Here is a 16,737-nt window from a genome sequence, read left to right as displayed (position 1 = left end):
TTAATTCATTTCTATTGCCACTGCATGAGCTATTCCTGGAATCGTTTCACCTTGAAGAGAGGATGTTGTGCTCATAAGTGCACCTGTCGAAACTAGTAATATTTTCTTAATCTCTTTTTTCATAAGTCTTTTATACAAATATCCAGTAAATACAACCGCTGAACATCCACATCCACTACCGCCCGATTGAGTATTCTGATTTTCATTATCGAATATAATTTCACCACAATCTATGTGCTGCTTGCTAATATCATACCCAAATTCTTGAATTAATTTATCAGTAAGCGCTTTCCCTATTACCCCTAAATCTCCTGTAGCTATAATATCATAATCTTCAGGTTTTCTTCCTGTATCTTTAAAATGACTTACTATTGTGTCAGCAGCTGCAGGTGCCATCGCAGCGCCCATGTTATTAGCATCTTTTTGCCCATAATCTTTTACTATTCCTGTTGTCACATAAGTTACTTCTGGAAAATTCCCTTCATGACCAAGAACCACTGCCCCTGAGCCCGTCACTGTCCATTGTGCTGTTTGCGCTCTTTGAGATCCATATTCAAGTGGAAATCTGAATTGTCTTTCAGCAGAACTAAAGTGAGAGGAAGTTGTTGCAACCACATGATTAGCAAATCCACCATCCATTATGATTGATGCTAAACTTAATGATTCTGACATAGTAGAACATGCTCCATATAATCCAAAAAACGGGATACTAAATTCTCTAGCAGCAAAACTAGATGAAATTATTTGATTTAATAAATCTCCAGAAAATAAATAATCTATATCTGCTTCCTTAAGATTTGCTTTTTTTAAAGCTTGAGATATAGCTGTAAACATCATTTGGCTTTCTGCTTTTTCAAAACTTTTCTTTCCTAATGTATCATCATCCAATATTTCATCAAAGTATTTACTTAGAGGTCCTTCTCCTTCTTTGGGTCCTACAATTGAATGTGCTGCTATTATTTTAGGTGGATTATCCAACTTTACTGTTTGACCTCCCATCCTTTTATTGCCCATTTGCATACTAACCATTCCTCCTATATTTCTAGTCTTAAATAATAATTAAATTTATATATTTCATCTTAACATTCATCATTTTCTATATAATAGTAATTATGTAATATACTATACCAATAATTACTGAGCTACCAATTCCATACACTAGTACTGGTCCTGCAATTTTAAACATATTAGATGCAACTCCAAACACAAAACCTTCTTTTTTGAACTCTATTGCCGGTGAAACTATTGCATTAGAAAAACCTGTGATCGGTACGACTGTACCAGCACCTCCAAAATCAGCAATCTTTGCATATATACCAGTTCCTGTTAACAAAGCTCCTAAGAATATCATTATAATAGGAACAATATTCATTACCTGCTCTTGATCTAGTCCAAAGCCTGCAGCTATATTATAAATGAATTGCCCTACATCACAAATTAAACCTCCAACTATAAAAGCTTTAAAGCAGTCTTCTAGTATTTTAGATTTAGGAGTGGCCTCACTTGCCATTTTTTTATACTTTTCCATAATCTTATTTTCTTCAATTCCATAATTATTACTAACCAAAATTGTCACTCTCCTTTTTACCTATATACCTATTATTTTCAAATCCCTGAAAGATAACCGTGTTATTTTATGGTAAACAATAAAGAGTATATATTATTTTAATCTATGATTAAAATAATATATACTCTTTATTATGATTTTAGTCTTTTAGTAAACTAGTCCTCTAGTTTTTTTCTCATTTCCATTAATACTTTCTTTTCAATTCTAGACACCTGAACCTGACTTATTCCAAGCATTTTTGCTACTTGAACTTGTGTTTTATCTTTAAAGTAACGTAACATTATAATTTGTCTAGCTTTATTATCTAAACTATTCAGTGCTTCTTTAAGAGCTATCCTCTCAATAAGATTTCCATCATCTACACTTTTTTCACTTAACTTATCGATTAAAAGAACTGGTGATCCATCATCTTGATGAATAGTATCATACAAGTATTGCAGGCTGTTTGAAGATTCTATCGCAAACAAAATCTCTTCTTTATCAACATCTGCATATTCTGCAAGTTCCTCTATAGTTGGCGATCTCTTAAGCTTTTTGGTTAAGACTTCCTTATGAAAATGTATCTTTCTTGCTAAACTTTTAACATTACGACTTACTTTTATCATCCCATCATCTCTTAGGAATCTTTTAATTTCTCCTATAATCATAGGAACTGCATAAGTCGAAAACTTAACATTATAAGTTAGATCAAAATTATTTATAGCTTTCACGAGTCCAATTGATCCTATTTGAAATATATCTTCATAATCATACCCTCTATTTAAAAACTTTTTACTGATAGATGATACTAATGGTAAATTCATCTCTATTAGTTTATTCATAGCATCAGTATCACCACTTCTAGCTAAAGCTAATAGTTCTGGATTTTTGTCATAATTATAATCCTCTCGTTTTAAATCCTCTTTTTCCATCTTTTTCACCTAACTTACCACGTTAAATTTCTTCTTAATTACCACCTTTGTACCAATTCCCTTTTCACTTTCTACTTCCAAATTGTCCATAAATGTTTCCATAACAGTAAAACCCATACCGGACCTTTCTAGATCTGGTCTTGATGTATATAATGGTTCCATAGCCTGCTCTATATCATCAATACCTATTCCTTTGTCACTAATTATTATTTTTACTTCATCTTCATTAATTTCTGCTTCGATTCTAATTATTCCATCTTCCTTATTCTCATACCCATGTATTATAGAATTAGTAACTGCTTCTGATACTGCTGTTTTAACATCATTTATTTCATCAATTGTTGGATCTAATTGAGAAACAAAAGCCGCTACAGCAACTCTTGCAAAAGCCTCATTTTGAGACTTACTTACAAACTCAACACTCATTTTATTGTCAGACATGATAACCCCTCCATCTAAATGCACCTTACTGCTTCATCTACAGTATTATAATTTTTAATTACTTTATATAAACCTGCTAATTCAAAAATTCTATTCACATTCTTACTAGGTTCTGCTACGCAAAGCCGCCCCCCTTTATTTGATAACTTTTTATATCGCCCAATAACCGCACCAATTCCCGAACTATCCATAAAAGTTACTCCTGAAAAATCCATTACTGCTTTCTCTATGTTATCTCTGTCAATTCTATCATCAATCTTTACTCTAACTTCTTCTGCACTATTATGATCTAACTCCCCACTGAGAGTAATTATTAGAATATTTTCTTTTTTATCAAATTTTAAATACATATTAATTAAGAATATCTCAAATAAATTTCATATATAAAATTTACTTATAAAATTCACAAACACAATAAAGTTTAAACTAATAAAGTTTTTAACATATTATATTCTGAATATACATATAGTATTATGAGATATTCTGACTTCACCTCCTCCTTGACTTAATTTCACCCTTTTACCATATTTTAGCATAATATTTTATTCAACGTCAAACTATTTATTACATTTTTTTCTATTTACTAATTAAATCAAGCTATAATAAATAAAAATAGGTGCTATTGCTTAATATTTTCTTATTACTAATGCAAAGACATCTATTTTTATTTGATTAATATATATTTTATTAAATTAAATTATTATAAATATAAGATTAATATCACTAATTATTTTTTTAATATTATTTACCATTCTTCTTCTTTCCACTTTTATATTTCATAATTTCGGTTTCTATTTCCTTATAAAAGCTTTTAATAGATTCACCCTCATCTAATATTAAAACTTCAATAGCATCTTCTAAGGTATCCATAGTATATATATGAAATTTCTTCTTTTTAATGTCCTCTTCAACTTCACTTCTTAATATTAATTCATCAACATTTGTACTTGGTATTAGGACTCCCTTACCACTTATTTTATCTATAGCACTACATACTCTATGAAATCCTTCAATTTTTTCATTAACCCCACCTATTGCTTGAATTTCTCCAAATTGATTTATAGATCCAGTTACTGCTATATTTTGTCTTATTGGTCTCTTACTTAATGCCGATAATATACAAATAATTTCAGCCACAGATGCACTGTCTCCCTCTACCATTCCATAAGTCTGTTCAAAGCTTAATTGAAGATCTACAGGCAATCTTTCATATGGACTTATTAAATTACTTAAAACTCCTCGAAGAGTACTAATTGATTTTTCATGAATATTTCCACTCATTTTGCTTTCCTTGTGAATATCAATTATTCTTCCATCTCCAATATGAGATAAGCATGTTACTCTCATTGGTTTACCAAAGCTATAAGCACCATTTCCAACTACAGCAAGTGCATTTATTACACCAACCTTAGTTCCATTTGTAGTAATCAATATTTTCTTATTTTTATAATTATCCATTATATCTTCTAAAATTTTTTCATCCTCGTAAGCAACCTCAATTATATCTTTTTTCTCAATATTTTTTCTACCCTCATCTTTGGCATTGTTATTAGCTAGATATAGTAATTTATTAATATAATAATCATCTATAGATATTTTATTTCTTTGCCCAGCCACCCTAGCCAAATATTTCATTATCTCATTAAGGGCGTCATCTGTTATATCTAGCAAATTATCTTTATTTATTTTTTCCTTAATCATAGATGCAACAGAATTTTTAGTATTATTGCTATATTTAAGTTCAGTATCAGCGTCTATTCTAATTGGGAATATTCTTTTAAAATCTTCATCATTATCATGCAATATTTGAAAACTCTCATAATCTCCTATAATAACAACTTTTAAATTAATTGGAATAGACTCAGGTTTTAAACCAGCAATCGATATTACTTCCAAGTAACTTTTAGTATAATTATAATTTACTTTCCCATGAATCAATGCTTTTTTTAGATAATAATAACTCAATCCACTGCTTATTAAAGAACTCAATCTTACTATCAAGCACCCTTCATTAGCCTTTAATAAACTTCCTGCGCTAATTAAGGAGATATCAGTACTATATCCACCGTTATTATTTCTATATTCAATATTTCCAATTAAATTCCCAATAGTAGGGTCTTCTTCATAGATAACATTAGGGGTACTTACATTAGAATTATCAACAATTACATTTATATCATAATTAGAGAATATCTCTTTTATACTTTCTTCATCTTCCTCTAAATTAATCGTATAACAATCAACCACTTTTTCCTCAATATCGTCATACATTTGAAGTAAATACTTATATACATCATCTTGAGATATAAATTGTAGTAATAAATCATCCTTATATTTCTGCATATTCTTCTTTATATAATCTCTATAAATCTCTTTAAGTTTTTCAATAGAGCTTATTTCAATGTCTTTCAATGTCTCTAAAATAATTTCTGCTTCTTTTTTTAATTTTGATGCTTGCTTTTCAATAGTCTCTTGAGTATCTGACTCTAAATTTTCATAATCATTTTCAGTCATTTCGTCGCCTTCGTCTTTCAATGGAATAAATACAAATCCACCGCTAGTTGCTTTAACATCGAAATTCTTAGTCTTAGCCGAATCCATAAGCTTAGTTATATAATCATTTCTTTTTTCACTTATTTCCTCAATTATGCTTTCTTTTTCATCATCAGAAGAGCTTGTATAAAAATTCATTATACACTCAAAATACTTCTCTTTAAGTTCGTCAATCATTTCTTTTAGTAAATTACCTCTTCCATTCGGTAAAAATAATGCAATAGGGCTCATTTGTTCTTGGGAAATTGCATAGCAGATATCCTTAGGTGGTGGAAGATTCTTGTATACACTCTTAATATATTCTATTAATTCATTTAACTTCTCTTTTGAAAATGAGTCAACATAATATATATTGTATCCGTCCTTTTCAATATTCAAAGCCTTTTTTACTTTATTTAAAGTATATTCTAATTCCGGTATTTTATTAATTTTACTTTTCCTAACTGTATCTGTGCTTGAAGCACTAAAAATCACTTCACTTGGAGTTAATTCTTTCTTCATACTTTATACCACTTTGAAATTATTTGTTCTATTAATTAAAATATCCCAAAGTAGACTCCTCCCTAAATTGATAGTATATACTATTAATATTCTTCAAATAGTAAAATAGATATATTTTTTTGAAAACTAATAATTAAATACGAGAAATTTATTTATAGATAACCAAACTATAACTTAAACTTATGAGTATAACTCACCGAAATAAAAAACATACTTTTGTTCCAGTTTCCAGGGAATTTTGATGGGCAATTCTAAGGCTATAAGTTGTGCCCAAAGTGCTAGCCTCAAAGAACAAGCTTTGAACTAGCACATTTGGAACAACTTATAGCCTAAGAATTACATCCATAAAAATTCCCAATGAAACCTTCCACAAAAGTATGTTTCTTATTTCTAGTTGAGATATTTTTCAAAGTATAAACTTAAGTCTTAAATTGGATATCTATATAGGATAATATGATAAAGTAGGATCAATGAAAATTTCACATCTCATTTAGCATCCAAATATAGAAATTTAAAACTCCCGCATATATAAGCCAAATTAAATAGGGGAGTAGCAGTGCAGCTACTTTTATTCCCGCTTTTGAATAAAACCTTTTTATTGTTAGAATTACAAAGAATATTAATACAATTAGTTCTATAAACGCTATTCCGTAAAGTCTAAATCCAAAAAATATTATAGTCCACAAGAAGTTTAATAGCAATTGTATGCTATACACAAACATTGCCGAACTTACATCTATGTTATCATATTTCAGAATGTACACTTTATACGATGCTATCCCCATAAGTATATATAGGACTGTCCAAGCAATCGGAAAAACCATTGAGGGAGGTGAAAAAATTGGTTTTGCCAATCCTTCATATATAGATTTTATATTTGGTACAAAAACTGTTGCAAGACCACCAACTAAAAGTGGAATCGCTATGGATATGATGAATGGAATAATTCTAGCTTTCTTCTTTTTCTTCGGATCACTTTTCATATATTATATCACCCCAAAATTCAACTAATTTACAATTTTATTTAGCTTATTTAATATATGAAATAACTTGCCAAATTATGAATAACAATTATTAAGTTTAATGACGCATTATTCCACTCATATGCAATTTAGCCATAGTTTTAGTTGTTAGTTTGTTAACTTTTCCCTTTACTGCTATTCCAATTATAAGTACTAAAACTGCATAAATAATCAACATTGCCATGTCTTTTAACAATATTGAATATACAACACCAGCCATAATCTGCCTCATTCCGCTTATAGCATAAGTAAAAGGTAGGAACGGATATATTTTTTGAAATATGACTGGAGTAACTTCTATTGGAAAATTACCACTAGCTCCTGCCATTTGTAATACTAATAAAACCACCATGATTGCTTTTCCTACTGCCTCTAATAAACTAGCTGCCGTATATATAATGATGATAAATATTATACTTATAAACACACTATACAAAATGAACATTATTGGATGAACAGAATAGCTGTTTAATATAAACAAAGCTCCCGCGCTTGCAATGATCGCTTGACATATACCAATTGATAGAAACATTAATAGTTTACCTAAATACATTTCGTAAGGCATTATTTTAGTTCCATCCTCAAATTCTGGAGCTCCAACTGATAATAATGCTGACCCAAGCAATGCTCCAACCCATAAACAAAGTACTGTATAAAATGGAGTTGCAGCTGTACCATAATTAACCCATGGAAATAATCTATTATCTTGTATTTCAACTGGACTAGCAACAAAACCACTTTGATTTTCCCAATTACTTGTCATTGCATCTAATAATTCATCAACCTTATCATCTTCATCCATTTCCCTAAGCTTATCAGCTAATTCACGAACCTTGTCTTTAGCTTCTGGAAATTTATTTTTTAAATTGTTTAGTTCATCTATCGATAAATGTGCTACATCCTGCGAAACACTCAATAAATTTTCTACTTCAGGCAATGTATCTCTTGCCTCACCAACTATAGACAAACTGTTATCTAAAATATCTCTAGTCGAATTAAAGGCTTTTTCAACTGATGGAACTATTTCAGAACTATAACTATCTGCAATATCCGCAACTAAAGTATGTGCTTCATTTATCACATCTATAGTATCTTTAAGTGTTTGAATATTTAGCCCTTCGTTATCTATTTTATCTATTTCATCATCTGACCTATCAGCTACTATTTGTAATTTGTCTTCAATTGTATTTAACTTATCAACAGTATCTGAAATTATTTTGCTAACTTTTTTTAGATCATCCTGCATATTATTTAAATCACTTGCTTGTTTATCTAGCTGCTCTCTTAATAATTTTAGCTGTTCCAAATCACTACCATTGTCACCAAAAGAAGGAATTTGAATTTTTATTTTACTTAATTTATCGATAAATTTCTTTATGTTCTTAAGCCTTGATTCAGTGTCAATAAGTGTCTCTTTTACCGCACTTGCAGAATCCCTTACATTTAGCAATGTTTTCTTAGCTACCTCTGGTAATATCTTTTCATCTAAATTTTCAAGTTTTATACTTGAGTTATCGAGAATGTTTTCTGATTTCACCAAATCTTCTTTTATTATTGGTGAAATATCTGATAACTGGCCTTGAGTATCATCTAGCACAGTCTTACTATCATTTAAAAAGTCTTCTGACGAATCAATCATATCTGATGTTGTTGGAAGCATATCATTTGTCTTCGTTAATACTTTGGTCAAATCTTCTGTTCCACTCAAAGCACTATCTAAAAGCCCTTCGAGTTCTGCCATGTTATCATCTAATTCATAAATATTGTCTACAATTTTTCTAAGCTTAGGTCTATTTTCTTGTATATCAACACCTTTTTCATTGCAGATTCTAGATAATATTCCTGAAACAGTTTTTATAATATTCTCATCAAGTTCAGTTTGTACGGTTTTTATTCCTGAGTCAGTCATTTTAGGAGCAACTGCATTTTTCTTTTCATTTACGGTATATATAAGTTTAGGTTTTTCAATATTTTTTTCAACCAGCGTTGTTGCATCCTTAGAAAAATTTTCTGGTATTTCTATTGTTGCGTAATACTTTTCTAATAATAAATCCTTCTTTGCACTTTCTTTATCTGTAAAAACCCATCCTAGCTTGTCATTATCCTTAAGTTTATCAACTAGTTCTTCTCCTAAGTTAATATCTCGCTCCTTAAAAACAGTTCCCTTGTCTTCATTAACAACTGCAATTTTAATTCCACTTGTATTCGAATACGGGTCCCATGAAGCTTTTATATTTATTAATGAGTACATGGATGGAATAATTATAATTACTATAATCATAAGTCTCGCTACCCAGTTAGTACGTATTCTATTAATATCTCTTTTGTAAATTCTAAATATGTTATTCATAATTAATTCCCCTGATAATCACAATATAAATTATTTTTTTGATTGTGCCTTAACTACTCATTATAGAACTTTCTTTTAATTTATTAACTATATCTTTTCTTTTTGCATCCATCGTTTCTTTGAACAAAATGCCACTAACAATTGATACAATCATAAATATACATAATATACCACTATCTCTAAGTAATATGGAATATATTATCCCTGCCATTATCTGCCTTACCCCGCTAATTGCATAAGTAAAAGGAAGAAATGGAAATAACTCTTGAAACCCTATTGGATTAACTTCTATCGGGAAATTACCACTAGTACCAGCAACCTGTATTACTAGTAATACTACTCCTAATATTATACCTCCGTATCCAAAAAGACTTACAGCAGTATAAATTATGCAGTTAAATACAATGCTTATAAATATACTATAGAACACAAACATTACAGGATGAACTGCATAAGAATGCAGTATAAGCAATGCTCCTAAACTTGCCACTATTGCTTGTCCTATACCTATAAATAAGAATAGCGCCAATCTTCCAAAATACTTCTCATAATTCTTTAGTTCTTTGCCTTCCTCCACTGGATGGGATTCTGTTCCAAGTAATACTGAAAGTAAATATCCACCAATCCATAAGGATAAAACAGTATAGAACGGTGTCACTGTTGAACCATAATTAGGCCATGGAAATAATCTATTATCTTCAATTTCTACTGGGCTGGATAGAAAGTCGCTTTGAGCATCCCAATCATTAGTTATCATATCTAATAGTTCATCGATATCCTCTTTATTATCTATCTTTTTCAGCCTTTGTGCTAATTCATGAACATTATCCTTAATATCTGGAAATTTATCTTTTAGCTTATTTAATTCATCATTAGATAGCTCTGCAGTATTCTTAAATGCATCTAGCATCTCTTGAATGTCAGGTAATATATTCTTTCCTTGTGCCGATAAATTTAGTCCATTATCCAAAATTTCTCTTATTGAATCAAAACTCTTATCAATTGTTGGTATAATTTCAGAATCATAATTATCTATAATATCTGCAACTAAAGTGTGTGCATCGTCTAATATTTTTCTTGTATCAGTAAATTCTTGAGTATCTAGTAACTTCTCACCATTACCAAGCTTATCAAGATCTTCATTAAATCTATTAATAAGTCTATCAAGATTTTCATTTACAGTATCTAATCTATCTATAATCTTAGAAATTCGCTTACTCTCTTCTTTTAATACACCTTGTACATTTTCTAAGGTCTTGGATTGCTTATCAATACTTTCTTGAATTTTATTTATCTCTTCTGAACCTTGTATAGCTGTACCAATCAATGGCTTAGGAATTTGAACCTTGTTGACTTTATCAATTACCTTTCTTATATTCTTGAGTTTAGATTTCGCATCATCAACCGTTATCTTTGTAGCATTAGCTGTATCTAATGCTTGTAATAATGTCTTTTTCTGAACCTCTGGTAATATTTTATCATCAATATTTCCAAGCTCGATACTTGCTATATCAAGAGCATTTTCTGCATTAACTAAGTCCTCCTTAATTAACGGCGAATCATTTCGTATGTCACCTTGAGTTTCATCTAAGTAATCTTGAGTGTTATTCAAAAAATCTGAAGTCCCGTCAATAGTATCTGCGACTGTAGGTATAAGTTCATTTGTTTTATTTATTAACTCTGACATACTTATTGTCCCATTAATCGCTTCATCTAATACTTTTTCAAGCTCTGGCATATCTTCATCTAACTTATAAACATAATCCATTATATTTCTAAGTTCAGATCTATTATTATCTATGTCTATTCCAACTTCATCAAATAACCTAAACATTATTCCCGAAATAGTCTTTGCTATATTTTGATCTAATTGCTTTTTCACAGTTTTAACACCAGCATCAGTTATTTTAGATGCTATTACATTTTTCTTTTCATTAACTGTATATATTAATTTAGGCTTTACAACATCCTTTTTAACTATTGTTGCAACATCTTCAGAAAAATCCTCTGGTATTTCTATAGTTGCATAATACTTTTCCATGATTAAACCTTCTTGAGCAGTTTGTTTATCCACAAACACCCATCCTAATTTATCATTATCTTTAAGCTTATCAACAAGCTCATTACCCAAATTGATATCATGTTCTTTGTATACTGTACCTTTATCCTCATTAATAACCGCTACTAGTATGCCATTAGTATTAGAATATGGATCCCATGATGCTTTTATATTTATTAAAGAATATAAAGAAGGAATTATCATTAAAGCCACTACTACAACTGTTGCTATCCAATTAGTAAATATATTCTTAATATCTCTTTTAAAAATTTTTATTATATTCTTCATGCTTTATCCCTCTATTGATATAATCTAAATGTTAATTTATATATAATTTACCTTTTTAATCTATAGTAGCATCTTTATTATTAATTGCTCAACTCTAGATATATGATTATATTAAATAATTCATGTCATTTGTTCAGAAAGTTTCTTAACGAAGACATATGATCGTTTTCCTATGTATAGTTATATAAGAAAAATCTACATTATTTTTATAAATAAATTATATCACAAAAAATGACTAAAAGTCATTTTTTCTATTTTTTTATATGATAAATTTCTAATTCGTAATGCTCATCGATATATTCTTATGATTACCATTTATATCATCTTCATAATTTACCATCATCTTAAAATGTATAATTTTTATATTTAAGTCTCCCTGGGTTAGTTCTCTAATTTTTAGACATCAAAAAAAGTCTCGCACGTCCCCGGATATCTTCCGTAAAGAACGTACGAGACTTTAAGTCGTACCTGACTCTATTATTTTCAACACTTAGAGCCACTATTTGGTGCAGGTGACGGGACTTGAACCCGTACGTCCATGTGAACACTACCCCCTCAAGATAGCGTGTCTGCCATTCCACCACACCTGCAAAATATTAAAGTAACTACTTAATAATAATTCATTTCTTCGAAAATTTCAAGTAAGTTTTCGAAAATAATCCTAAGTTAATTATTAGCTGTAAGGCTAATAATTAACTTAAAAAATGCACATCAAAAAAACTTTTAATCAACTCTACTATTCTATCTGCATCAAAGTATCCTTTTTCTTCGTTATACAGATATTCGTATATATTGTAGTAAGTATTAACTTTATCTACATACTTTTTCGTTTCTCCGAAAGGTATATAATCAATACTCCTTCCATCTGAAGAATACTTCTCATTATCAAGCCAAGATTGTACATTAGTTGGGCCCGCATTATAAGCTGCAATTGCTAAATCTAAATCATTAAAAGTATCACTTAATCTTTTTAGATACCAACATCCCATTTTGATATTGTATTCTTCATCATACAAATCTTCCTTTGAAAATGTACTATATCCCATTTCCTTAGCTGCCCACTCTCCCGTATCAACAGTTATTTGCATGAGCCCTACCGCATTTTTATGGGAGTGAGCATCATCATCAAATTTACTTTCTGTCTTTATTACTGCTAATACTAATAATGGGTCCAAATTATATTGAATACTATATTTATCCACATACTCTCGATATTTGTAAGGAAAAAACTTCTCTTTTATAATATATCTAGAACTTACTCCGATAGCTATTATAACTACTAATAACAATATTAGTGTACGAAAGGTTTTTTTTAGAAATCTCATTATTTTCTCCTTAATCTAGCATATTAATTTCATAAAATCAATCAAATCATAAACTTGCTTTTGTGTTTCAATTAATTCGCCATTATTATCAATAATGATATTTGCAAACTCTTTTTTTTCTTCAACTGATATTTGAGAATTTATCCTGCTAACCGCTTCAACTTTTGTTAATTTATCTCTGTTCATAACTCTTTGAATTTGAACTGAATTATCAGCATATACAAGTATAACATAGTCCATTTCACCGTGCATATCATTTTCAATTAAAGTCGGAGCATCTATTATTACTATTTTTTCGCCCTTTCGTCCGCATCTCTCGATTTTTTCCTTAATTGATTCTTTAATATAAGGCATAATTATACTTTCGTATTTTATTCTTTGTTTAGGGAATCTAAAAATATGATTACCAAATTCTTTCCTTCTAAATTCCCCTCTCCAATCAAAGAAACCTCCTCCAAATTGCGCACGGACCATTTCTAGTATTTTCGGATATTTTTCAAGTACTTCTTTAGCTATAGTATCTGCATCTATAATCGTAAATCCTTCACTCTTTAAAATACTAGAAACAGTGCTCTTTCCTGTGCCTATTCCACCTGTTAATCCAATTTTAATCATTTATCTAAAAACCACCTTTTTAATTATACAGTGCATTATTTAGCATCGTACCATGTATCACCAAAATTAACATCTACATCGAGTGCAACCTTTAATCTAATTGCATTTTCCATTTCATGCGCAACTAATTTTTTAACTTCCTCGAATTCATCTTTTTTAACATTTAAAATAAGTTCATCGTGCACTTGAAGTATTAGTTCACTTTTTAAATTTTTTTCGTTTAGTTTATTATAAACATTAACCATTGCAAGCTTTATTATATCAGCTGCACTTCCTTGAATAGGAGCGTTCATCGCTAATCTATCACCTAATGCCTTCACTATTTTATTCGAAGACTTTATCTCTGGAATAAATCTTCTTCTATTTAAAATTGTTAACACATACCCTTTCTCTTCAGCTTCTTTAACTACATTTTCTAGATATTCTTTTATTTTAGGATATCTTTCTAAGTAAATAGCCATATACTCTTCAGCCTCTTTTTTGGTAATCTTTAAATCTTCTGCTAAACTAAATGCGCTTATTCCATATACTATACCAAAGTTTACTGCCTTTGCCCTACTCCTCATAAGAGAAGTTACTTCTTCTACTGGTACTTTAAATACTTCTGATGCCGTCTTTGTGTGAATATCGCTATGATGTTCGAACGCATCTATCATATTTTCATCACCTGCAATATGAGCTAGAACTCTCAATTCGATTTGAGAATAATCACAAGAAACTAATATATCAGTTTCTTCCATTGGAATAAATACTTTTCTTATTTCTCTACCCATTTCATATTTGATAGGAATATTTTGCAAGTTAGGCTCTGTGCTTGATAATCTACCTGTTGTAGTTACAGTTTGATTAAAGTTAGAGTGAATACGTCCATCCTGATCAATTACATTTTTCAAACCTTCTACATAGGTTGAATTAATTTTTGTTATTTGCCTATAATACATTACCTTAGGTATTATTTCATGCTTATTAACTAACTTTTCCAAGACTTCTTGATTAGTTGAATAACCTGTTTTTGTCTTCTTAAACACTGGTAAATCTAGTTTTTCAAATAATATTTTACCTAATTGTTTAGGTGAACTTATATTGAACTCTTCATCAGCTAACTTATATATCTCTTTTTGTGTTTCATCAATTTCTTTTCTAAATTTTACTTGTAATTCATCTAACATTCCTTTATTTATGTTAAACCCGATGCTCTCCATAAATGAAAGCACATAAATTAATGGATGTTCAACTTCATAATAAAGTTTATCCATATTTTCTTTATGGAGATTCTCTTTTAATTTTTCATAAATTTCTGGAAGATAACTACATAGAATTCCTTTAATATTATTATCCTCTTCATTTGGATTTTCTCCGATGTAATAATTAACTAGTTCTAAAATTTCGTATTTACTTTTTGAAGAATCAATCAAATAAGCAGCTATGGCAGTATCAAAATCAAAGCCTTTTATTTCAATATTATTTTTATTTAAAAATGTAACAAAGTTCTTTCCATCATGTATTACTTTATTAATACTTTCATCTTCCATTAAGTTTCTTAAAGCCTTTAATGCTTCTTCATTATTTTTAGAACTTATCTCTTTAAAATGTATGATTGTTCCAATGTTTTCTTCCCCAAAAATCAAGTATTCCAGTTCTAATTTAGAATATATAGATGCATCTGTTAAAGTATAATCTATATAAATTCTATTTTTCTTTTCTAAAAATAATGCTTTCATTTCTTCAATTGTATCAATAATTTTTACTTCAATATTAGATTGATCAGAAACTTCTGTATCCTTAAATTTAGATAGAATTGACTTCATCTCAAGCTTCATGAGCATTTTTTTAATTTCTAAAATATTTTCTTTATTATTAGAAGCAATATCATCTACACTTAGCTCAATTGGAACTTCCCTCATAATTGTAGCTAATTTTTTAGAAAATATAGCCTGCTCAACATTATTCTCTAGATTTTCCTTAAGTTTTTTTCCTGGAATCTTATCAATATTCTTAAGTACTTCTTCTATAGAACCATACTCCTTTATAAGCTTAAAAGCAGTTTTTTCCCCGACACCTGGTACTCCAGGAATGTTGTCCGACTTATCTCCCATAAGCCCTTTTACATCAATAAATTGGTCTGGAGTAATTTCAAATTCATCCATGAAATTCTTCTTATCATAAACTGCTGTTTCACTGACTCCTTTTTTTGTAATAACAACTTTAGTTTTATCAGATGCCAATTGTAGTGCATCTTTATCTCCAGTAACTATAAACACTTCAGTATCATTATTTTCAGCAAATTTAGATACAGTACCAATTAAGTCATCTGCTTCAAAACCTTCTACTTGAAAAATTTTTATCCCCATGAATTCAAACAATTCTTTTATTATTGGAAATTGTTCTGCAAGCTCTGGAGGCATTTTATTTCTTCCAGCTTTATATTCCGAATATTCCTTATGTCTAAATGTAGGTGCCTTTAAATCAAAGGTTGCGATTATACTATCTGGATTTATTTCATCTTTCATTTTAAGCAACATATTCAAAAAGCCATAAATGGCATTAGTATTTATTCCATCGCTATTTGTAAGAGGAGGCAAGGCGTAAAAAGCCCTATTCATAAGTGAATTTGAATCTAAAATCAATAATTTTTTCATTAAAAACCTCCTAAGTTTATTATAAAGTGAAACTTTTCAGGTGGAGTTTTAACTCCATCTGAATTTAGTTGAACTTATACCCTCAAGGGGCACCTAGTCCAGGAGCGTGCAGCCGTTATCTCCTACTTAAGCAGAGAACCTAAATCTATGATTTAGTGTGAATCGCTTACTCATCTGACGTAAGGCAGATGAGTTTCATATATTATAGGGTGTTACGGATGCTAGCTATCGGATAAAAATTTACTTGAATAAAAATATATTTTACTTTATTTCAAGTAATTATTCAAACTTATTATACTATATTGTGTAACTTAAAGTATAGATAAATCCTATGTGATATACAATTTATAATATAATAGGTATAAGCCCTAATGGTGAAAAAATTCAAATTTCCAAGGATGGTAATTGGGTTTAATATATCATAATAAAAAACAGGATTGTTTTATATAAAATATTTTTAAACAAT

General features: G+C 29.5%; 12 protein-coding genes and 1 tRNA gene. All 13 read right to left on the bottom strand.

The genetic code is table 11. From position 1 onward, the window contains the following. A complete protein-coding gene (gene spoVAD, locus D2A34_RS05570; protein WP_119365988.1) occupies nt 1-1,020 on the bottom strand; it encodes a stage V sporulation protein AD in 1,020 nt (339 codons plus the stop codon). A gap of 76 nt (nt 1,021-1,096) precedes the next feature. Further along, nucleotides 1,097-1,528, bottom strand: a complete 432-nt coding sequence (gene spoVAC, locus D2A34_RS05565; protein WP_079439332.1) for a stage V sporulation protein AC — start codon at nt 1,526-1,528, stop codon at nt 1,097-1,099. A gap of 194 nt (nt 1,529-1,722) precedes the next feature. Continuing rightward, entirely contained in the window at nt 1,723-2,478 is a 756-nt protein-coding gene (sigF, locus tag D2A34_RS05560) for an RNA polymerase sporulation sigma factor SigF (RefSeq protein ID WP_079439282.1), read from the bottom strand. A gap of 9 nt (nt 2,479-2,487) precedes the next feature. Beyond that, complete coding sequence (spoIIAB, locus tag D2A34_RS05555) at nt 2,488-2,919, bottom strand: anti-sigma F factor (RefSeq protein WP_079439283.1); 432 nt, start codon at nt 2,917-2,919, stop codon at nt 2,488-2,490. Between the two features lie 14 nt (nt 2,920-2,933). Next, entirely contained in the window at nt 2,934-3,269 is a 336-nt protein-coding gene (gene spoIIAA / locus D2A34_RS05550) for an anti-sigma F factor antagonist (RefSeq protein ID WP_079439284.1), read from the bottom strand. Between the two features lie 391 nt (nt 3,270-3,660). Next, the gene (locus D2A34_RS05545; protein WP_119365987.1) at nt 3,661-5,973 is read right to left on the bottom strand and encodes an AAA family ATPase; all 2,313 of its coding nucleotides are present in this window, start codon (nt 5,971-5,973) and stop codon (nt 3,661-3,663) included. 479 nt (nt 5,974-6,452) lie between these two features. Next, nucleotides 6,453-6,956 carry a TspO/MBR family protein gene (locus D2A34_RS05540; RefSeq protein WP_079439286.1) on the bottom strand — a complete coding sequence of 168 codons (504 nt, stop codon included), beginning with the start codon at nt 6,954-6,956 and terminating at the stop codon, nt 6,453-6,455. Between the two features lie 97 nt (nt 6,957-7,053). After that, a complete protein-coding gene (locus D2A34_RS05535; RefSeq protein WP_119365986.1) occupies nt 7,054-9,345 on the bottom strand; it encodes a YhgE/Pip domain-containing protein in 2,292 nt (763 codons plus the stop codon). 49 nt (nt 9,346-9,394) lie between these two features. Then, on the bottom strand, nt 9,395-11,692 hold the full coding sequence (locus tag D2A34_RS05530) for a YhgE/Pip domain-containing protein (RefSeq protein WP_119365985.1): 2,298 nt from the start codon (nt 11,690-11,692) through the stop codon (nt 9,395-9,397). Nucleotides 11,693-12,196: 504 nt separating this feature from the next. Continuing rightward, a tRNA-Leu gene (locus D2A34_RS05525) sits at nt 12,197-12,282 on the bottom strand. 102 nt (nt 12,283-12,384) lie between these two features. Next, nucleotides 12,385-13,017 carry a lytic transglycosylase domain-containing protein gene (locus D2A34_RS05520; protein ID WP_079439289.1) on the bottom strand — a complete coding sequence of 211 codons (633 nt, stop codon included), beginning with the start codon at nt 13,015-13,017 and terminating at the stop codon, nt 12,385-12,387. 15 nt (nt 13,018-13,032) lie between these two features. Further along, nucleotides 13,033-13,632, bottom strand: a complete 600-nt coding sequence (coaE, locus tag D2A34_RS05515) for a dephospho-CoA kinase (RefSeq protein ID WP_079439290.1) — start codon at nt 13,630-13,632, stop codon at nt 13,033-13,035. 35 nt (nt 13,633-13,667) lie between these two features. Continuing rightward, nucleotides 13,668-16,271 (bottom strand): DNA polymerase I, encoded by a 2,604-nt coding sequence (gene polA, locus D2A34_RS05510; RefSeq protein WP_079439291.1) that lies wholly within the window; start codon nt 16,269-16,271, stop codon nt 13,668-13,670. Nucleotides 16,272-16,737: the final 466 nt, after the last annotated feature.

The organism is Clostridium chromiireducens (assembly GCF_003575225.1).
In the GTDB taxonomy this organism is placed as follows: domain Bacteria; phylum Bacillota; class Clostridia; order Clostridiales; family Clostridiaceae; genus Clostridium; species Clostridium chromiireducens.
The sequence above is the reverse complement of the archived record's forward strand: the minus strand, read 5'-3'. Positions and strand labels throughout refer to the sequence as shown.

What these genes read in the sequence shown, in the direction of transcription:
- polA (WP_079439291.1), bottom strand. Translation starts at nt 16,271, where the DNA reads ATGAAAAAATTATTGATTTTAGATTCAAATTCACTTATGAATAGGGCT.
- spoVAD (WP_119365988.1), bottom strand. Translation starts at nt 1,020, where the DNA reads ATGCAAATGGGCAATAAAAGGATGGGAGGTCAAACAGTAAAGTTGGAT.
- D2A34_RS05540 (WP_079439286.1), bottom strand. Translation starts at nt 6,956, where the DNA reads ATGAAAAGTGATCCGAAGAAAAAGAAGAAAGCTAGAATTATTCCATTC.
- D2A34_RS05545 (WP_119365987.1), bottom strand. Translation starts at nt 5,973, where the DNA reads ATGAAGAAAGAATTAACTCCAAGTGAAGTGATTTTTAGTGCTTCAAGC.
- sigF (WP_079439282.1), bottom strand. Translation starts at nt 2,478, where the DNA reads ATGGAAAAAGAGGATTTAAAACGAGAGGATTATAATTATGACAAAAAT.
- coaE (WP_079439290.1), bottom strand. Translation starts at nt 13,632, where the DNA reads ATGATTAAAATTGGATTAACAGGTGGAATAGGCACAGGAAAGAGCACT.
- D2A34_RS05535 (WP_119365986.1), bottom strand. Translation starts at nt 9,345, where the DNA reads ATGAATAACATATTTAGAATTTACAAAAGAGATATTAATAGAATACGT.
- spoIIAA (WP_079439284.1), bottom strand. Translation starts at nt 3,269, where the DNA reads ATGTATTTAAAATTTGATAAAAAAGAAAATATTCTAATAATTACTCTC.
- spoVAC (WP_079439332.1), bottom strand. Translation starts at nt 1,528, where the DNA reads ATGGAAAAGTATAAAAAAATGGCAAGTGAGGCCACTCCTAAATCTAAA.
- D2A34_RS05520 (WP_079439289.1), bottom strand. Translation starts at nt 13,017, where the DNA reads ATGAGATTTCTAAAAAAAACCTTTCGTACACTAATATTGTTATTAGTA.
- D2A34_RS05530 (WP_119365985.1), bottom strand. Translation starts at nt 11,692, where the DNA reads ATGAAGAATATAATAAAAATTTTTAAAAGAGATATTAAGAATATATTT.
- spoIIAB (WP_079439283.1), bottom strand. Translation starts at nt 2,919, where the DNA reads ATGTCTGACAATAAAATGAGTGTTGAGTTTGTAAGTAAGTCTCAAAAT.